General features: G+C 71.2%; 17 protein-coding genes and 1 pseudogene. 12 read left to right on the forward strand and 6 right to left on the reverse strand.

The genetic code is table 11. From position 1 onward, the window contains the following. Positions 1-2 precede the first annotated feature (2 nt). The 6 genes from DV20_RS41420 to DV20_RS41445 all read left to right on the forward strand — a co-directional run bounded on the left by DV20_RS41420 (position 3) and on the right by DV20_RS41445 (position 6334). A complete protein-coding gene (locus tag DV20_RS41420) occupies positions 3-1142 on the forward strand; it encodes an ABC transporter ATP-binding protein (RefSeq protein ID WP_043789470.1) in 1140 nt (379 codons plus the stop codon). Next, entirely contained in the window at positions 1139-2119 is a 981-nt protein-coding gene (locus DV20_RS41425; RefSeq protein ID WP_043789227.1) for an ABC transporter permease, read from the forward strand. Before DV20_RS41420 ends, DV20_RS41425 begins: the two co-directional genes overlap by 4 nt. Before the next feature lies 1 nt (position 2120). Further along, positions 2121-3107 (forward strand): ABC transporter permease, encoded by a 987-nt coding sequence (locus tag DV20_RS41430; protein WP_043789229.1) that lies wholly within the window; start codon positions 2121-2123, stop codon positions 3105-3107. Continuing rightward, positions 3104-4105 carry an ABC transporter ATP-binding protein gene (locus tag DV20_RS41435; RefSeq protein ID WP_043789231.1) on the forward strand — a complete coding sequence of 334 codons (1002 nt, stop codon included), beginning with the start codon at positions 3104-3106 and terminating at the stop codon, positions 4103-4105. Before DV20_RS41430 ends, DV20_RS41435 begins: the two co-directional genes overlap by 4 nt. Positions 4106-4139: 34 nt before the next feature. Beyond that, the gene (locus tag DV20_RS41440; RefSeq protein WP_043789233.1) at positions 4140-5543 is read left to right on the forward strand and encodes a GH1 family beta-glucosidase; all 1404 of its coding nucleotides are present in this window, start codon (positions 4140-4142) and stop codon (positions 5541-5543) included. 170 nt (positions 5544-5713) lie between these two features. Beyond that, on the forward strand, positions 5714-6334 hold the full coding sequence (locus DV20_RS41445) for a DUF2306 domain-containing protein (RefSeq protein ID WP_043789472.1): 621 nt from the start codon (positions 5714-5716) through the stop codon (positions 6332-6334). On the opposite strand, the gene DV20_RS41450 is transcribed toward DV20_RS41445, so the two are convergent. Further along, positions 6285-7445, reverse strand: coding sequence for an acyl-CoA dehydrogenase family protein (locus tag DV20_RS41450; RefSeq protein ID WP_043789236.1), 1161 nt, complete (start codon positions 7443-7445; stop codon positions 6285-6287). The two genes, DV20_RS41445 and DV20_RS41450, sit on opposite strands and share 50 nt — an antisense overlap. Further along, positions 7442-9784: a bifunctional salicylyl-CoA 5-hydroxylase/oxidoreductase gene (locus DV20_RS41455; protein WP_043789238.1), complete on the reverse strand. Its 2343-nt coding sequence runs from the start codon at positions 9782-9784 to the stop codon at positions 7442-7444. Before DV20_RS41455 ends, DV20_RS41450 begins: the two co-directional genes overlap by 4 nt. 67 nt (positions 9785-9851) lie before the next feature. Between DV20_RS41455 and DV20_RS41460 the strand changes: the two genes are divergently transcribed. Next, the gene (locus DV20_RS41460) at positions 9852-10247 is read left to right on the forward strand and encodes a RidA family protein (RefSeq protein ID WP_043789240.1); all 396 of its coding nucleotides are present in this window, start codon (positions 9852-9854) and stop codon (positions 10245-10247) included. On the opposite strand, the gene DV20_RS41465 is transcribed toward DV20_RS41460, so the two are convergent. Further along, entirely contained in the window at positions 10234-11076 is an 843-nt protein-coding gene (locus DV20_RS41465) for a PaaX family transcriptional regulator (RefSeq protein ID WP_043789242.1), read from the reverse strand. The genes DV20_RS41460 and DV20_RS41465 overlap by 14 nt on opposite strands. A gap of 52 nt (positions 11077-11128) precedes the next feature. Between DV20_RS41465 and DV20_RS41470 the strand changes: the two genes are divergently transcribed. From DV20_RS41470 to DV20_RS41480, 3 genes are read left to right on the forward strand one after another with little or no spacing between them, the layout of a single operon-like run. Further along, positions 11129-11806 carry a GNAT family N-acetyltransferase gene (locus DV20_RS41470; RefSeq protein WP_043789244.1) on the forward strand — a complete coding sequence of 226 codons (678 nt, stop codon included), beginning with the start codon at positions 11129-11131 and terminating at the stop codon, positions 11804-11806. 44 nt (positions 11807-11850) lie between these two features. Beyond that, positions 11851-12609 (forward strand): cytochrome P450, encoded by a 759-nt coding sequence (locus tag DV20_RS41475; protein ID WP_235191156.1) that lies wholly within the window; start codon positions 11851-11853, stop codon positions 12607-12609. A 37-nt stretch (positions 12610-12646) separates the two neighbouring features. Continuing rightward, a complete protein-coding gene (locus tag DV20_RS41480; protein WP_043789246.1) occupies positions 12647-13006 on the forward strand; it encodes a PLDc N-terminal domain-containing protein in 360 nt (119 codons plus the stop codon). Here the strand turns inward: DV20_RS41480 and DV20_RS41485 are convergent. Next, a complete protein-coding gene (locus tag DV20_RS41485) occupies positions 13003-13467 on the reverse strand; it encodes a MarR family winged helix-turn-helix transcriptional regulator (RefSeq protein ID WP_043789248.1) in 465 nt (154 codons plus the stop codon). The genes DV20_RS41480 and DV20_RS41485 overlap by 4 nt on opposite strands. 96 nt (positions 13468-13563) lie before the next feature. Between DV20_RS41485 and DV20_RS41490 the strand changes: the two genes are divergently transcribed. Together DV20_RS41490 and DV20_RS44600 are read left to right on the forward strand one after the other, a co-directional pair. Continuing rightward, positions 13564-13986, forward strand: coding sequence for a nitroreductase family deazaflavin-dependent oxidoreductase (locus tag DV20_RS41490; RefSeq protein ID WP_043789250.1), 423 nt, complete (start codon positions 13564-13566; stop codon positions 13984-13986). A 185-nt stretch (positions 13987-14171) separates the two neighbouring features. Further along, a pseudogene (locus DV20_RS44600) lies at positions 14172-15038 on the forward strand (IS5 family transposase). A 15-nt stretch (positions 15039-15053) separates the two neighbouring features. On the opposite strand, the gene DV20_RS41500 reads toward DV20_RS44600, so the two are convergent. Both DV20_RS41500 and DV20_RS41505 read right to left on the reverse strand, forming a co-directional pair. Continuing rightward, positions 15054-16214: an acyltransferase family protein gene (locus tag DV20_RS41500; RefSeq protein WP_200876617.1), complete on the reverse strand. Its 1161-nt coding sequence runs from the start codon at positions 16212-16214 to the stop codon at positions 15054-15056. Positions 16215-16293: 79 nt separating this feature from the next. Beyond that, positions 16294-17586, reverse strand: a complete 1293-nt coding sequence (locus DV20_RS41505) for an FAD-binding oxidoreductase (RefSeq protein ID WP_043789256.1) — start codon at positions 17584-17586, stop codon at positions 16294-16296.

Consider the following 17586-nt stretch of genomic DNA (forward strand, 5'->3'; position numbering starts at 1 on the left):
TGATGACGGACTCAGCACTGACCGAGCAGTCCCCCTCCGACCCGGTCGCCGCCGGGCCGGAGGGGGACCTCCCCGTGGTCCTCGAAGCCACGGGCCTCACCAAGCACTTCCCGGTCCGGCGCACGGGCCGGGCCGCGCTGACCGGCCCGCGACGCAGCATCCAAGCCGTCGACGACGTTTCCCTGACGCTCCAGCGCGGCCGCGTCACCGCGCTGGTCGGCGAGTCCGGCTCGGGCAAGTCGACGGTCGCGCGCCTGCTCGCGGGCCTGTACCCGCGCACCGGCGGCGACATCCGGCTGCACGGCGAGACGGTGAACGTCAAGCGCGGAAAGGCGTTCCGCGCCTACGCCCGCCGCGTGCAGATGATCTTCCAGGACCCGTTCGCTTCGCTGAACCCGGTGCACACCGTGCGCTACCACCTGACGCGGGCGCTGAAGATCCACGGCCGCGCGGGCGAAGACCTCGAGAAGTCGCTGCGTGAGCTGCTCTCGCGCGTCCAGCTGACCCCGCCCGAGCGGTACATCGACAAGTTCCCGCACGAGCTGTCCGGCGGCCAGCGCCAGCGCGTCGCGATCGCGCGGGCGCTCGGCGCCGACCCGGAGGCGCTGCTGGCCGACGAGCCGGTGTCCATGCTGGACGTCTCCATCCGGCTCGGTGTGCTGAACCTGCTGCGTGACCTCAAGGAACGGCTGCACCTGGCCATCCTGTACATCACGCACGACATCGCGTCCGCGCGCTACTTCGCCGACGACACCATGGTGATGTACGCGGGCCGGATGGTCGAAGGCGGCGACAGCGAGACCATCACGCAGCGGCCGGCGCACCCGTACACCCGGCTGCTCATCGAATCCGCCCCGGACCCGGACCGCATCACCGCCGCCCCCGACCCCACTGTGGACAACCGCCACTTTCACGTGAAAGTGGCGGCCCCGGGTGTGGACAACCGCCACTTTCACGTGAAAGTGGCGGATTCGGGTGGGGAGCCGCCGAGCCTGATCGAACCGCCGGCCGGGTGCCGGTTCCACCCGCGGTGCCCGGTGGCGATGGAGCGGTGCACGACGGAGCTGCCGCCGCGGTTCGACGTCGGCGACGCGCCCGGCCACTGGGCCGCGTGCTGGCTGTACGACGGGGCCGCCCGATGAGGTACCTGCTGCAACGGCTGGGCTTCTACCTCTTCACCGCGTGGGCCGCCGTCACCATCAACTTCTTCATCCCGCGGCTGATCCCCGGCGACCCGGTGCAGTCGCTGATCGCCAGGAACCAGGGCATGATCAGCGCCGAGGCGATGCAGTCGCTGTACGTCCTGTTCGGACTCGACAAGAACGAAAGCCTGATCTCCCAGTACTTCGACTACTGGGGCCAGCTCTTCCGCGGCGACCTCGGGATCTCGTTCACGTTCTTCCCGACGCCGGTGTCCGACCTGCTCACCGACAGCCTGCCGTGGACGATCATCCTGGTCGGCATCACCACGGTCGTCGGCTTCGCGATCGGCACCGGGCTCGGCGTGGTCGCCGGTTGGAAGCGCGGCTCGTGGGTCGACGGCCTGCTGCCGGTGACGACGTTCCTCTCGTCGATCCCGTACTTCTGGCTCGGCCTGATCGCGCTGACGCTGCTGGCCGGCCCGGACAGCTTCTTCCCGTCGTCCGGCGGGTACGACCCGGGCACCATCCCGGGCTGGGACGGCTCGTTCATCGGCAGCGCGATCCAGCACAGCCTGCTGCCCGCGCTGACCATCCTGATCAGCTCGATGGGCAGCTGGATCCTGGGCATGCGGAACATGATGGTCACCGTCGCCTCGGAGGACTACGTCACCGTCGCGCACGCCAAGGGCCTCCCGGAACGCCGGGTGATGGTCGGGTACGCCGCCCGCAACGCGTTGCTGCCCAGCGTGTCCGGCTTCGCGCTGGCCCTCGGGTTCATCGTCGGCGGCACGCTGCTGGTGGAGATCGTCTTCTCCTACCCGGGCGTCGGCTACCAGCTGTTCCAGGCCGTCGGCTCGCAGGACTACCCGCTGATGCAGGGCATCTTCCTGATCATCACGCTGTCGGTGCTGGTGGCGAACCTGCTCGCCGACGTCGCCTACCTGGCGCTCGACCCGCGCACCCGGAAGGAGGGCTGACATGGCCGTACCCGCGGCGGACGTCAAAGCCGCCCAAGCCCTCCCGCTCGAAGCGGTCGCCGCCCGGCGGCGCCGGTTCCGGTTCCTCACCGGCGGCAAGACGGTCACCGGCCTCGCCGTCATCGTCTTCTTCCTGGTGATCGCCGTGATCGGCGAGTGGATCGCGCCGTACGACCCGTCGGCGCGCAGCAGCGACCTGCTGGAATCGCCGTCGGCGCGGCACTGGTTCGGCACCACCCACCTCGGCCAGGACATCTTCAGCCAGGTCGTGGTCGGCACGCGCAGCGTCATGCTGGTCGGGCTGGCCGCCGGGATCGTGGCGACGATCCTCGCCGTGATCGTCGGCGTGACGTCCGGCTACCTCGGCGGCACGCCGGGCGAAGGGCTCTCCGCACTGTCCAACGTGTTCCTGGTGATCCCGGCCCTGCCGCTGATCATCATCATCGGCAGCGCGGTGCCCACCGGCGGCGACATCCTGGTGGCGGTCATCATCGGCTTCACGTCGTGGGCGTGGGGCGCGCGCGTCCTGAGAGCACAAACCCTTTCGTTGCGCGGACGCGAGTACGTCGAGGCGGCCCGGGCGACCGGCGAGTCGACGTGGCGGATCATCTTCTTCGAGATCCTGCCCAACCTGACCGCGGTGATCGCGTCCAGCTTCGTCGGCACGGTGATCTTCGCCGTGATGTCGGAAATCACGCTCGCCTTCGTCGGCGTCTCCGGGCTGTCCAACTGGAACTGGGGCACGATCCTGTTCTGGGCGCAGAGCCAGCAGGCACTGGCGCAGGGCGCGTGGTGGTGGTTCGTGCCGGCCGGCCTGGCGATCGCCATCCTCGGCACCGCGCTGTCCCTGCTCAACTTCGGCATCGACGAGTTCGTCAGCCCCCGGCTGCGCGGCAGCGGCAAGGCCCGCGTCAAGGGCGCCGACGGACGGACGCACCGTATGCGGGTGGGCTTCACGCCCGTGCTCGGGCGAGAGGAAAAGCCATGATGGACCCGGTGCTGGAGATCAAGGGCCTGGACGTCGACTACGGCGTCGGCGACGAGGCCGTGCGCGCGGTCCGGGACGTGCACCTGACCCTGCACCGCGGCGAAGTCCTCGGCCTCGCGGGGGAAAGCGGCAGCGGCAAGTCCACGCTGGCCTACGGGCTGACGCGGCTGCTCGCGCCGCCCGGCGTCATCCGCGGCGGCGAGGTGGTCTACCACCCCGCGGACGGCGAGCCCTACGACGTCCTCCGCCTGACGGACCGGCAGCTGCGGGACTTCCGGTGGGCGGAGACGTCCATCGTGTTCCAAGGCGCGATGAACTCGCTGAACCCGGTGCACAAGGTGGTCACGCAGCTCGTCGACGTCATCAAGGCGCACGAACCGCGGACCACGAAGGCGGGCCGCGTCGCCCGCGCGAAGGACCTGCTCAAGCTCGTCGGCATCGCGGCCGACCGCCTGGAGGCCTACCCGCACCAGCTGTCCGGCGGGATGCGGCAGCGGGTGATGATCGCGATGGCGCTCGCGCTGGAGCCGCGGATCGTCATCATGGACGAGCCGACGACCGCGCTCGACGTCGTCATGCAGCGCCAGATCCTCGGCCAGCTCGTGGAACTGCGGGAACGGCTGGGCTTCTCGGTCCTGTTCATCACGCACGACCTTTCGCTGCTGGTGGAGTTCTCGGACCGGATCGCGATCATGTACGGCGGCCGGATCGTCGAGCAGGCGCCGGCGGCGGACCTCTACCGGGACGCGCTGCACCCCTACAGCCACGGCCTGCTGAACTCGTTCCCCGCGCTGCGGGGGCCGCGGCGCGAGCTGGCCGGGATCCCCGGTTCGCCGCCGGACACGCGCGGGATGCCGTCCGGCTGCGCGTTCCACCCGCGGTGCCCGAAGGCCTTCGAGCCGTGCCCCGACCGGGTGCCGCTGCTGGGCACGCCCGGTGACCCGGCGCGCGAGGTGGCGTGCTGGCTGCACCCGGTGGCCGCCGATACCGCTCCCTGACCGTCCTGTCCGGTACCTCTGGAGGAGAGCCGCCTTGACCGAGACCACAGCCGCGACCGCCGAGCAGCAGGCGCTGATCGACACCCTGCCGCCGGACTTCCGCTGGGGCGTGGCGACCGCCGCGTACCAGATCGAAGGCGCGGTCGCGGAGGACGGCCGTACTCCGTCCATTTGGGACACCTTCTGCCGGGAGCCGTGGGCGATCGACAACGGCGACACCGGGGACGTGGCGTGCGACCACTACCACCGGATGCCGTCGGACATCGAGCTGGTGCGCTCCTTGGGGGCGGACACCTACCGGTTTTCGGTGGCGTGGCCCCGGGTCCAGCCGCGCGGCCGCGGCGGCGTCAACGAGGCGGGCATCGGGTTCTACGACCGGCTCGTCGACGAGACGCTGAGCCGCGGCATCACGCCGTGGCTGACGCTGTACCACTGGGACCTCCCCCAGGAGCTGGAGGACGCGGGCGGCTGGCCGGCGCGCGACACGGCGTACCGGTTCGCGGACTACGCGATGCTGGTGTTCGACCGGCTGAAGGATCGCGTGCGGCACTGGACGACGCTGAACGAGCCGTGGTGCTCGGCGATGCACGGGTACGTCCACGGCGTGATGGCGCCGGGCCGTCGTGACTACGCGGCGGGGTTGCACGCGGTGCACCACCTGCTGCTCGGCCACGGGCTCGCGGTGCAGCGCATGCGCGAGGCCGCGCCGGCGGACACGCAGTTCGGCATCACGCTCAACATGTGCACGGCCGACCCGGCGACGGACTCGCCGGAGGACGTCCGCGCGGCCCGCCAGGCGGACGGCCTCGGCGTCCGCGTCTACCTGGACCCGCTGGTCCACGGCCGGTACCCGGCGGACGTGGTGGAGGACCTGGCCTCGCGGGGAGTGCGCCTCCCGATCCAGGACGGCGACCTGTCGGTGACTTCGACGCCGCTGGACTTCCTGGGCGTGAACTACTACTTCGGCCAGCAGTTCTCCGGCGTGGACGAGAACGGCTCGCCGGTGGACGCGGACGGAGCCCCGGCTTCCCGGGCGGTCCCGTTCGGCGAGCCGACGACGGCGATGGGCTGGGAGATCCTCCCGGGCAAGTTCACCGAGCTCCTGACGCGCCTGGGCCGCGACTACCCGGGCTTGCCGATGTACATCACGGAGAACGGCTCGGCGTTCGACGACGACCCGGACTCGACGGGCTACGTCCGCGACGACGGCCGGACGGCGTACCTGGCTTCCCACATCGCGGCGGTGGCGGCGGCCCGCCAGGCCGGGGTGGACGTGCGGGGGTACTTCGCCTGGTCCCTTTTGGACAACTTCGAGTGGGCGTACGGGTACGCGAAGCGGTTCGGGCTGATCCGGGTGGACTACGAGACGCAGGAGCGGACGATCAAGCAGAGCGGGTACTTCTACCGGGACACCGTCCGGCGGGTGCGGGGCAGCTGAACGGCGGTGGGGTGGGCCCCACCAGGGTAGTGGTGGCCCACCCCATGGCTCCTCCCCGGAGCGTTCCCTAGCGTCGGAAAGCAGCCGACGAAGGGGGAGTCATGACCGTCCGGACCGAGTTCAGACCCGCGCCCGCCCCGGCCGGACCGCGGTGGTGGCGGCGGCCCTGGGTGGTGCCGCTCGCGCTGCTCGTCGCCGCGTTCCTCGCGTACTCTCTGCCGCCCTACCTCACTTTCGACCCGGCGCGGTCGCGCGTTCCCGCGCCCACCGGCTTTGCCGCGCACTACTGGTTCCTCGTCGGGCACATCCTCTTCGGCAGCGTCGCCATCGTCGGGGTCATCCTGCAGGTCTGGCCGTGGCTGCGGCGGACGCACCCGGTGGTGCACCGCAGGATCGGCCGTGTCTACGACTTCGGCGGGGCGATTCCGTCGGCGCTGATGGCGCTGACCATCGGTTTGTTCAGCCCGTTCGGTCCCGCCGCCGGCGCGCTCAACGTCGCCGCCGCGCTGTTGTGGCTCGGCTTCACGATCGCGGGCTGGCGCGCGGTCCGGGCGCGCCGGTTCGCCGACCACCGGAAGTGGATGGTCCGCAGCTTCGCGATGACGATGAACACCCTGCTCAGCCGGGTCTACGCGCCGTTCGCGTTCCTGGGCCTCGGCCCGTGGTACCCGGAGCAGGGCGCGCTCATCCAAGCGGCGTCCACGTTGGCGGGCACGATGAGCGTGCTCACCCTGCTGCTGCTCAGCCAGTGGTGGCTCGACCGGAAGCCGAAACCAGCCAGCGCGCGATGATCGTCCGCTGGATTTCCGACGCGCCTTCGTAGATCCGGGGCGCGCGGACCTCCCGGTACAGGTGCTCCAGCAGGTGCCCGCGCCGCAGGGCGCGGGCGCCGTGCAGCTGGACCGCCGAGTCGACGACGAACTGCGCCGCCTCGGTCGCGAACAGCTTCGCCATCGCCGCGCGGCCGCCGAGGTTCTCTTCGCCCGCGTCGTACGCGCCCGCCGCCGCGTAGACCAGGAGCCGGGCCGCTTCCGTGCGGGTGGCCATCTCGGCCAGCGTGTGGGCCACCGCCTGCTGCTTGATCAGCGGCCCGCCGAACGCCTCACGCGAACCGGTGTAGGACACCGTCGCGTCCAGCGCCGCCTGGGCCATGCCGACGGCGAACGCGCCGACGCTCGGGCGGAACAGGTCGAGCGTGCGCATCGCCACCGCGAAGCCGCGGTTCTCCTCGCCGAGCAGCTCCTCGCGCCGGACCTCGACGCCGTCGAACGTCACCGTGCCGATCGGGTGCGGGCTGACCAGGTCCAGGTGCTCCCCGCCGAGCCCCGGCCGGTCGGCGGGGACGACGAACGCGCTCACCCCGCGTGCGCCCGCGTCCGGTGTCGTGCGTGCGAACACCGTGTAGAAGTCGGCTTCCGGCGCGTTGGAGATCCACATCTTCGTGCCCGTCAGGCGCCAGCCGTCGCCGTCGGGTTCGGCCGCCAGGGACAGCGCGGCCGCGTCCGAGCCCGCGTCCGGTTCCGTCAGCGCGAACGCCGCCACCGCGTCGCCGGCCGCCACCGCGGGCAGCCACTTCGCGACCTGCTCGTCCCTTCCGGACTGGAGCACCGGGTAACTTCCCAGGCCCTGCAACGCCAGCGCCGTCTCGGCCTCCGTGCTCACCGTGGCGAGGTTCTCGCGCAGGATGCACAGGTCCGTCGCGGCCGCCTGCCTCGACGGCGTGCCCGAGGCGACGCCGGGGAAGAGCCGCGCGAGCAGGCCGAGCGCGCCCATCTCCTTGAGCAGCGGGCGGTTCACCGCACCCTCCACCCCGGACTCGGCGAGGGGGAGCAGGTGCTCGGCCGCCAGTCGCCGCACTTCGGCGGCGAAGGCCTGCTGAGCGGGATTCAACGTGAAAGTCATGACGGCGCTCCCGGTCGCCAGCGGGCGTGGGCGGTGCCGGTGGGACCGGACCGGACGAGGTCGAGACGCGGCTCCGGACCGTCCGAGCGGCCCGTCTGCGGCTTGCGGCTGCCCGCGGCGAACGGCTTCGGCCACGGCATCGGATACTCCTGCTCGGCCGCCGCGTGCAACGTCCACTGTGGATCGTAGAGGTGGGTGCGGCCCAGTGCGCACAGATCCGCGCGTCCGGCCAGGATCAGCGAGTTGACGTCGTCGTAGGAGGAGATCGCGCCGACCGCGATCACCGCGGTCCCGTACTCCTCGCCGATTTCGTTGCGGATGCGGTCGGCGTAGGGTGTCTGGTAGCTGCGGCCGTACTGCGGGCGTTCCTCGCTGACGACTTGGCCGGTCGAGACGTCGATGCCCGCGGCGCCGTGGGCGGCGAAGGCGCGGGCGATCTCGACGGCGTCGTCGGCGTCGACACCGCCCTCGCACCAGTCCGTCGCCGAAATCCGGACCGTCATGGGCCGGAAAGCGGGCCAAGCGGCCCGGACCGCGTCGAAGACCTCCAGCGGGAACCGCAGCCGGTTTTCGAGCGAGCCGCCGTAGGCATCGGTCCGCCGGTTGGTCAGCGGCGAGAGGAACGACGACAGCAGGTAGCCGTGCGCGCAGTGCAGCTCGAGGACGTCGAACCCGGCGCGGGCGGCGGCTTCGGCGCACGCGACGAACTGGTCGCGAATCTCTGAAAGCTCCCATGTGGACAGTTCACGCGGGACCTGGTTGCGTTCCGAGTACGGCAGCGCCGAGGGGGCGCAGACCTCCCAGTTCCCGGACGGGAGCGGCTCGTCGATGCCGTCCCACATGAGTTTCGTCGAACCCTTGCGCCCGGAGTGTCCCAGTTGGACGCCGATCCGGGCGGGCGTCCGCTCATGGACGAAGTCGACGACCCGCTTCCACGCGGTTTCCTGTTCCGGCGTGTACAACCCGCCGCAGCCGGGCGTGATCCGGCCTTCGGGGGACACGCAGACCATTTCCGTCATCACCAGCCCGGCACCACCGAGGGCCTTGCTGCCGAGGTGGACGAGGTGGAAGTCGCCCGGCACACCGTCCACGGCGGAGTACATGTCCATCGGGGACACGATGATCCGGTTCGGCAGCTCCAGTTCGCCGAGCTTGAACGGCTGGAACATCGGCGGCCGCGACGTCGTCCCGAGCTTGCGGGCGAACCAGTGGTCGAGCTCGGCCGCGAACTCCGGATCGCGCAGGCGCAGGTTGTCGTAGGTGACGCGGCGGCTGCGCGTGAGGATGTTGAACGCGAACTGCGGCGGCTCCTGGTGGGCGTACTGCGCGATGTTTTCGAACCACTCCAGGCTGGCCTGCGCGGCCCGCTGCGTCGACGTGACGACCGGCCGCCGTTCCAGCTCGTAGGCCTTGAGCGCCTCGGTGACACCGTCGTTCTCGTGCAGGCACGCGGCCAGCGCGAGCGCGTCCTCCATCGCCAGCTTGGTGCCGGAGCCGATCGAGAAGTGCGCGGTGTGCGCCGCGTCGCCGAGCAGGACGACGTTCTCGTGCACCCACGTTTCGCAGCGGACCGTGCCGAACGAGACCCACTTCGAGTTGTTCGCCATGATCCGGTGCCCGCCGAGGACGTCGGCGCACAGCTCGCGGATCAGCGCGATCGATTTCTCGTCGCTCTCGCCGGGCGGCAGCGACGTCGCCGCGATCGGCCCGAACGTCCGCTGCCAGACATCCTCCTGCACCTCGAGGATGAACGTGCTGCCGTCGCGGCCGTACGGGTAGCCGTGGATCTGCATGATCCCGGCCGGCGTCTCGAGGACGTAGAACTTGAAGGCGTCGAACACCAGGTCCGTGCCCAGCCAGATGTAGCGGCACCGGCGGGTTTCGACGCTCGGCCGGAACGTTCCGGCGTACCGGTTCCGGATCGCCGAGTTGACGCCGTCGGCCGCGACGACCAGGTCGTAGCCGCTCAGATCGGCCGGTGCCTCCTCGCGGAAGTGCAGGCCGACGCCGAGTTCGCCGCAGCGGCTCTGGAGGATGCCGAGCAGGCGCTTGCGGCTCATCGCGGCGAAGCCGTGGCCGCCCGAGGTGGTGACCGTGCCGCGGTAGTGCACGTCGATGTCGTCCCAGCGGGCGAATTCGGCCTTCATGGCCTCGTGCACCGCCGCGTCGGCGTGTTCGATGCCGCCGAGCGTCTCGTCGGAGAACACCACGCCGAAGCCGAACGTGTCGTCCGGCGCGTTGCGCTCCCAGACGGTGATTTCGTGGCCGGGGCCGAGCTGCTTCGCGAGCGCGGCGAAGTACAGACCCGCCGGGCCGCCACCGATGACCGCGATTCGCACGCCGTCCAGGGTATGTCGTGGTGACTACGACCGTCAATAACGCGAAAGATGGCGTACGGTGTCCGGCATGGAACGCATCAACCCGCCGGAGCTGGGCAAGCCGTCCGGGTTCTCGCACGCGGTGGTGGCCGAGGGGCGGGTCGTCTTCCTCGCCGGGCAGACCGCGCTGGACGCGTCGAACCGGATCGTCGGCGACGGTGTCGTCGAGCAGTTCGAGCGAGCGCTCGGCAACCTGCTGGCGTCGCTGCGCGCGGCCGGCGGGACCCCGTCGGATCTGTGCAGCGTGACGATCTACATCGTCGACATGGCGGATTATCGCGCCCACGCGCGCGAGATCGGCGCGGTCTGGCGGCGGCTCGCGGGCACGGAGTACCCGGCCATGGCGGGCATCGGCGTCTCCCGGCTGTGGGACGAAGAGGCCCTGGTCGAGGTCCAGGGCTTCGCGGTGCTCAGCCGAGGTTGATCGCCTTCGCCACGTACGCGCGGGCCGGCGTCTCCAGCTGTGCGTGCAGTTCGAAGAACAGCTCGGCCGCGCGGATGCCGGACCAGCCGGCGGGCAGGAACTCCGCGGGCAGGCCCGGGTCGAGGTAGGGCATCCGCCGCCAGCCGGTCAGCACGCGGACGTAGTCGGCGAAGGCCTGCTCGTCCGTCACGGACTTGCGGTGCAGCGCGGGGCCGTGCTCCTCGAGGAACGTCGTGTACAGCTCGTCGAGGCGGTCGAGGTCCCACCACTCGCGGATCTTCGCCGCGACGTCGCCGAAGGCCAGGTGCTCGGCGCGGAACAGGTCGGCGTACCCGGCCAGGCCGAGCCGGGTGAGCGCTTCCTCGGTCGCCGCGTGCAGGTGGGCCGGGGCGATCCAGACGCCGGAAGCGGCGGTGCCGAAGCCCATCCGGGACAGCTGCGTGCGCAGGAGGTGGCGCTTGTGGCGCTCGGTCTCCGGCACCGAAAACACCGCGAGCAGCCAGCCGTCGGCCGGGGTCGCGCGGCCGCGGCGGAAGATCCGCTCGTCGCCCTCGCGCAGGATCTCGCGGGCTTCGTCCGACAGCTCGTAGCCGGCCGTCGCGCCGCGGCGCACCGCTTCGAGGATCCCGCGGCGCTTCAGCCGGGAGATCGACGAGCGCACCGCGGGCTCGTCGACGCCGACGGCGGCGAGCAGGTCGATCAGCGAGGCGACCGAAAGCCAGCCGCCCTCGGTGCGCGAGTAGAGGCCGTACACCGTCACGATGAGCTGGCGAGGCTGGGCGGACCGGCCGGAGCCGTCCAGTTCGGTTGCCTCGGGTACGGCCGTCATCGCGCCACGATAGCAACTCCCGCCCGGTTCGCTCCGCTACGATTTCGCCGCGATGCTGCCAGCCACCAAGGGGATCTTCGACCGGCTCACCCGCCGCGGGCGTCTGATGACCAAGCGGACCTGCGACCGGCAGGGCCACGTGCTGCGCAGCGGCCGCTTCCTCTTCCGCACCCCGACCGCGTGGGAGTACGCCGCCGCGGTGGCCGGCGGCAGCGACCCGGCCGCGCAGCGGTGGCTCGGCTGGCAGCGCGACTCGATCGTCGCCGAGCCGGCGCGGGCCGACGCGCTGCGGGTCGTGCCCGGCACCGGGCCGGACTGGGCGTCACCCGATCCGCAGTCCGTCGACCTGGTGATGATCGACGTCGAGGCCAACCGCTGCGTGGGCCTGGTGAGCGTGCACACCGGCGAGGACGGTGGCCCGGAGACCGGCGGCTACCTCGCGCCGGACTACCGCGGCCGCGGCCACGGGCGGGTGCTCTTCGCGGCCGGGCTGACGCTGGCGCACGACCACCTCGGCCTGGCGCGGGTGCGGGCCGGCGCGGAGGTCGGCAACGTCGCCAGCGCGCGGTCGCTGCAGGCCGCCGGGCTCGTCCGCGTCGCCGGCCCGCCGACGTACCGGCTGCCGGACGGCCGCGTCACCGAGGCGTGGTGGTTTCAGCACGACGTCCCCCGGGCGACACGGTGCGGCGGGCCGCAGGCGACGTGGTTCCCGATGTCTTCGGTCCTGTGAAAACTTCGGCCGTTGCCGACGTTTTCCGCGGCTAGGTTCGCCGGATGACCTCGCTTTCCGCTCCCGTCCCGCCGGTGCCCGTCGACGTTCCGCCGGGGAGCATCGCGTGGCTGCGGGCGTCCGTGGCCCGCTTCAGCAACGGCCCGGACCACGTCCGCCGGCGGGCGCTCGCCGTGGAGGAGCTGGCTTCGGTCGACGCGGATTCGCTGCAGCACAAGGCTTTCGCGCGTACCGACGCGATCGTGGCCGGCCTCGACGTCGTCGACGTGATGGCCGAGCTCGCGCGGCCGGTGCCGGTCGGGGTGCTCGCCGAGGCCCTGGGCCTGCCGGACGTCTCGGCCGACGTCGTCCCGGTCGCGGCCGCGTACCACCCGCACGTGGAGCCGGACCCGGCCGCCGAAGCGGCGTTGACGCGGCTGATCGCGGCTTGCGGCGGGCCGGCCGAGCTCGCGGCGGCGCGGATCGGCCTGCTCGTCCAAGCCTGCGACGCCACGGCGGGCCTCATCGGCAACGAGCTTTTCGCGGCTCTGACCGGAAAACCCGCCGAGCAGCCGGTGCTCGCCACCCGCCGCCGGATCGACGGCGAAGACGTCACGGTGTCCCTCGCCGGGACGCCGTTCGGGGCCGGACCGCGCGCGTGCCCGGGGTCGCGGCACGCGCGCGCCCTCGCGGCCGGCGTTCTCGGGGCATTGCGGGGTTTCCGCCTGACAGAAGGGGAAGTGACGTGGGTTTCGTCGCCGAATCTCCGGATGCCCGCGAAGCTGCGGGTGACCCGCGGCGGAACCGCCCGCGGGCTCTGCTAAGACTTACCGCGTTCGTTTCTTGGGGGAAGGCGGGGAATTGCTGTACTTCGACGGCCTGCTCGGCATCGTCACGCTTGGGTTGTGGATCTTCTGCCTGGTCGACGTGATCACGACGGACGAATCGTCGTGCCGCAACCTGCCGAAGGGCCTGTGGCTGCTGCTCGTGCTGGTGGTCCCGCTGGTCGGCTCGATCATCTGGCTGGTGGCGGGGCGTCCGCAGCAGGTGACGCGGGCGCGCGGCCCGTACGAGCGGCACGCGCCGGCGTTCCCGGAGTACGACCGCCCGGGCCGGTTCGCGGCGACGAGCCCGGAAGACGACGAGGAATTCCTCCGCAAGTGCCGGGAACGCGCGGAAGCCCAGCGCAAGCTGGCCCGCGAAAAGCGCGGCGACGCCTAGCAGGCAGGCCCGTCGCAGGTGCCGCGTTCGTAGGCTTCCAGCGTCGCGATCACCAGCTGCCGTTCGGCGGGGGTCAGCGGGGTCAGGGCGTCGCTCCAGGCCTTCGCGCCGCGGGCGAGCCAGGCGTCGACCGCCGGGCGCTTGTCCTCGGTGATGCTGACGATCGTGCGGCGGCGGTCGGTCGGGTCCTCGTCGCGGTTGAGCACGCCTTGGCGGCTGAGGTCGCCGACCATCAGGCTCGCCGTCGTCGGGGCCACCTGCAGGCGGGTCGCCAGCTCGGTGACCGTCATCGGGCCGTCGAAGAGCAGGTACGACAGCAGCGAGAGGTGCCTGGGCGCCAGCGCGCAGCCGTCCAGCTCCGCCGGCACCGGGGTGCGCTTCGCCCGGCCGACCAGGCGCGGCATGAGCAGCAGGAGCTGCCGCACGCCGTCCTCGACACTCGGTCCCGGCTCCGTTGACACCGCTCACCTCCCGTCGGTAACTTTGTTTGCAAAGCAAACACTTACGAGCCTACCTCGCGCTCGCTCGAGCGTACCGGCCGGAAACAAGGGGATCCCATGACCACGCCAGCGGAGATGAACGACTTCAACAAGCAGGTCGTCGACGAGTTCCGGGCCAACGGGGGCAAGGTCGGCGGCATGTTCGCGGGCAAGAACGTGCTCCTGCTCACCACCATCGGCGCGAAGAGCGGCGAAGAGCGCCTGTCCCCGCTCGTCTACACCACGGACGGCGACCGCTACGTCATCGCCGCGTCCATGGGCGGCGCGCCGAAGAACCCGGCCTGGTACCACAACCTGGTGGCCAACCCGAAGGTGACGGTCGAGGTCGGCACGGAGAAGTTCGAGGCCACGGCCACCGTGATCGCCGACCGCGCCGAGCGCGACCGCCTGTACGCGGGCATGGTGGCGCACGCCGAAGGCTTCGCCGACTACGAGAAGAAGACCGACCGGGTCATCCCGATCGTGGTCCTGGAGCGCTAGGAAGCGACCGGCGCGGGCTCGGCGAAGACCTCCGTGGACGGTGCTGGTGGCTGACGCCGGCACCGGTCGCCGCGGAGGTCTTCGTGTTCGGGCGTCTTGCGCAAGGACCCGCGTCGGCGCCCAAGCCGTCGCGGCTAGAGCGTGTCCTGTAAGTGGTGGAGCTGGACCTCTGATAGTCGTGTCCGGTGGTTGGTCGCGGTGAGCTGACGGACAAGGCCTGGGCGGTGATCGAGCCGTTGCTGCCGCCGCAGCAAGGCGGCGGGAGGAGATGGCGGGATCACCGCCAGGTGATCAACGCAATCCTGTGGAAACTGCGCACCGGCGCCCCTGGCGTGACCTGCCCGACCGCTACGGACCATGGAAAACAGCGCATGAACGACTGCGGCTGTGGACCAAGGACGGCACCTGGGATCGGATCCTCGACCGGGTGATCGTCAAAGACGACGCTGTCGGCGACCTCGAGTGGATCATCTCGGTCGACTCCAGCGTGGTCCGAGCGCACCAGCATCCCGCTGGCGCTCGGAAAAGGGGGATGCGCAGGCGAGTTCGAAGGCCTCGCCTTCGACGGAGAAGGGCTCGGCCGGTCCCGCGGCGGACTGAGCACCAAGATCCACCTCGCCGTCGACGGACGGGGCCTGCCGATGCGGTTCCTGCTCACACCCGGCCAAGCTGGCGACAACCCGCAGCTGCTGCCGCTGCTGGACGGCATCAGCGTCGACCGGATCGGACCCGGCCGGCCCCGTTGCCGGCCGGAGACAGTGATCGCGGACAAGGCGTATTCGCATCCCTCGACCCGGGAGGCGATGCGGGCCTGGCGGATCAGGTTTGTCAGCCCGGAGCGCGAGGACCAGATCGCCCGCCGCACGGCCAAAGGATCCCGAGGCGGGCGACCACCGGCCTTCGATCCCGAGGTCTACAAGCAGCGCAACGTGGTCGAACGGTGCTTCAACCGGCTCAAACAGTTCCGCGACCTGGCCACCCGCTACGCCAAACGCGCCGCCTACTACCAGGCCGAACTCACCATCGCCGCGATCGTCCTCTGGCTCCGATGACTTACAGGACAGCTCCTAGGAAGCGACCGGCGCGGGCTCGGCGCGCGTCTCGGCGGGGCGCTCCGCTTCCTGACGCTCCGCGCGCCGGGCTTCCTTGCGGGCGATCAGCCCCTTGCCCACGTCGATCAGCGGCTTCTCGACCCAGCGGTGGATCAGGTCCGCGATCGCCAGGCCGACCAGGAACACCGTCAGCGCCGACACCGTCCGGTGCTGCCCCAGCCCGGGCACGGCCTGGACGACGACGAAGTGCACCGGTCCCTGCAGCAGGTACAGCGAGTACGAGCGCTCGCCCACGAACCGCATCGGGGCCGTGCTGAGCAGCCAGCGCAGCGGGCCCGGGCTGACCAGCACGATCAGCAGCAACATCGTCAGCGCCGCGTACGCCACCAGCAGCCACAGGTTGTTGCGCGTCTCGTGCCAGAGGTCGTCGAAGTTCGTGTGCAGCAGCGCGAACGCCGCGACGATCGGGATCGCCGCCAGCGGGTGCGTCAGCGGCTTGAGCAGCGTGTACCCACGGCGGTAGTGCAGCAGGATGGCCAGCAGGCAGCCGCCCGCCAGGATGAAGTAGTGGATCGTCGAGCGGTAGATCGCCGTCTGCGAGTACTCCAGCACCCAGCCGCCGGTGGTCAGCGGGACCAGCGCCAGCAGGGCCACCATCGCCGCGCCGACCAGCAGGAACTTCCGCTTCGCCGCCCCGATCCCGATCGCGACCAGCAGGAACGGCCAGACCAGGTAGAACTTCTCCTCGATCCCGAGCGTCCAGGAGCCGCTGAAGAAGTTGTCCGTGCCGGTGGTGGCCGCCGGCAGGAACTCGTTGAGGAACGTCAGGTAGTACTTCAGCGCCTGCGGGAAGTCGCGCGAGTAGAACTCGCCGCGCAGGATCACGAAGGCGACGATCCCGCCGAGGATCACCAGGTACGGCGGCAGGATCCGGAACACGCGCCGGATGTAGAAGTTCGACAGGGAAATCCGGTGGGTGCGGTCCTGCTCGCGCAGCAGCAGCGTCGTGATCAGGAACCCGGACAGCACGAAGAAGAGGTAGACGCCGACCCAGCCCGACAGCCACGTCCAGTTCGGCCCGCCGAAGTGGAAGAAGATGACCATCGTCGCGGCGAGCGCGCGCAGGCCGTCGAGCCCCGGGAACCGCCGCATGCCGAGGTAGTCCTCGTGGCTCATCGTGCGCAAGACGGTTCCCCTAACGGTGTGATCAGGCCGGCCGAGTATATGGCCCGCGAATCCGGGCCAATCCGGCGCCTCACCCCGCCCGGAAGACGTTCCCGGCGTCGTACCGGCGCTTCAGCTCCCGAAGCCGCCGCAGGTCGGCGGCCGGAAAGACGCTCTCCGCCACCTCCTCCGGCGCGTGCTCGCCGTAGACGAACGGCAGCAGCCGTCCGGTGGCCCACGGCGCCAGCGCGTCGAACAGCTTCGCGTGCGCTCGCCGGATCGCCGCGACGCCGTCGTCGCCGACCACCGACAGCGCCCGGACGGCGAACTCGGCGGCGGAGTCCCAGCCCACGCCCGGTGTCTCCGGCGTCCGGGCGAGCGCGCCGCCCAGCCGGTCGATGATGAGCACGGGTGGCGCGGCCGCGCCCGGGCCGGCGTGCTCGACGATCGCGTCGAGCATGGCGTCGTTCAGCTGGGAGACCGTCGCGTTGGTGCCGTGGTAGCCGTGCGGCTGCCGCGGCTCGGCCGCGATCGACCCGGACTCGGTGAACGGCATCGGCCGCAGCGTGTCCGCCAGTGCCGGGGCGACCGCCCGCAGCGGCGCGACGAGGTCGTCGCCGTTCTCGCCGAGGAAGGCGATCCGGACCTGGGCGACGTGCCGGCCGCGCACGGGCTCGGGCACCATCGGCAGGTCGGGGTACCGGATCATGGCCACGGACGTCGTCAGCGTGTCCGGCGCGGCCGCCGACCACGTCCGCCAGGCCCGCAGCACGGCGGGCACGTCGGCGCTGTCGAACGTGAGGCTGCCGCCGTAGAGGTCGCGGACCGGCAGGAGGCCGAATTCGATCGCCGTCACCACGCCAAAGCCGTCCCGGCCGCCGCGCAGCGCCCAGAACAGGTCCGTGCCCGGCTCGACGCGCCGGAGCTCGCCGTCGGCGGTCACCACGTCGAGGGCGCGGACGTGGTCGGCGGCGCGACCGTACCGGCGGGCCATCAGCCCGAAGCCGCCGCTGAGCGTGTAGCCGACGACGCCGACGTCCGGGGACGAGCCGCTGAGCGGCGCCAGGCCGTGCTTCCCGGCGGCTTCGATCACCGCTTCCCAGCGGACGCCCGCCCCGACGCGAGCGGTGCGGGCCCCGGGGTCGATCTCGACGCCGGTCATCCGGCGGGTGCTGATCAGGACGCCGTCGGTGCCGGCGGTCAGGCCGTGCCCGGTGGCCTGGACCGCGACCGGCAACCCGTGCTCGGCCGCGTAACGCACGGCGACGGCGACGTCTTCGGCGCTTTCGGCGGCGACGACAACCGCGGGGGCGGTCGGCACCGACGTCTGAAATCCGGTGATTTCTTCGGCGTACCCGTCCTGGCCGGGGTGGAGGAGGTTCAT

The sequence above is a fragment of the Amycolatopsis rifamycinica genome, from assembly GCF_000695625.1.
Lineage (GTDB): Bacteria > Actinomycetota > Actinomycetes > Mycobacteriales > Pseudonocardiaceae > Amycolatopsis > Amycolatopsis rifamycinica.

What these genes read in the sequence shown, in the direction of transcription:
- DV20_RS41420 (WP_043789470.1), top strand. Translation starts at nt 3, where the DNA reads ATGACGGACTCAGCACTGACCGAGCAGTCCCCCTCCGACCCGGTCGCC.
- DV20_RS41425 (WP_043789227.1), top strand. Translation starts at nt 1,139, where the DNA reads ATGAGGTACCTGCTGCAACGGCTGGGCTTCTACCTCTTCACCGCGTGG.
- DV20_RS41430 (WP_043789229.1), top strand. Translation starts at nt 2,121, where the DNA reads ATGGCCGTACCCGCGGCGGACGTCAAAGCCGCCCAAGCCCTCCCGCTC.
- DV20_RS41435 (WP_043789231.1), top strand. Translation starts at nt 3,104, where the DNA reads ATGATGGACCCGGTGCTGGAGATCAAGGGCCTGGACGTCGACTACGGC.
- DV20_RS41450 (WP_043789236.1), bottom strand. Translation starts at nt 7,445, where the DNA reads ATGACTTTCACGTTGAATCCCGCTCAGCAGGCCTTCGCCGCCGAAGTG.
- DV20_RS41460 (WP_043789240.1), top strand. Translation starts at nt 9,852, where the DNA reads ATGGAACGCATCAACCCGCCGGAGCTGGGCAAGCCGTCCGGGTTCTCG.
- DV20_RS41465 (WP_043789242.1), bottom strand. Translation starts at nt 11,076, where the DNA reads ATGACGGCCGTACCCGAGGCAACCGAACTGGACGGCTCCGGCCGGTCC.
- DV20_RS41470 (WP_043789244.1), top strand. Translation starts at nt 11,129, where the DNA reads ATGCTGCCAGCCACCAAGGGGATCTTCGACCGGCTCACCCGCCGCGGG.
- DV20_RS41475 (WP_235191156.1), top strand. Translation starts at nt 11,851, where the DNA reads ATGACCTCGCTTTCCGCTCCCGTCCCGCCGGTGCCCGTCGACGTTCCG.
- DV20_RS41490 (WP_043789250.1), top strand. Translation starts at nt 13,564, where the DNA reads ATGACCACGCCAGCGGAGATGAACGACTTCAACAAGCAGGTCGTCGAC.
- DV20_RS41500 (WP_200876617.1), bottom strand. Translation starts at nt 16,214, where the DNA reads ATGAGCCACGAGGACTACCTCGGCATGCGGCGGTTCCCGGGGCTCGAC.
- DV20_RS41505 (WP_043789256.1), bottom strand. Translation starts at nt 17,586, where the DNA reads ATGAACCTCCTCCACCCCGGCCAGGACGGGTACGCCGAAGAAATCACC.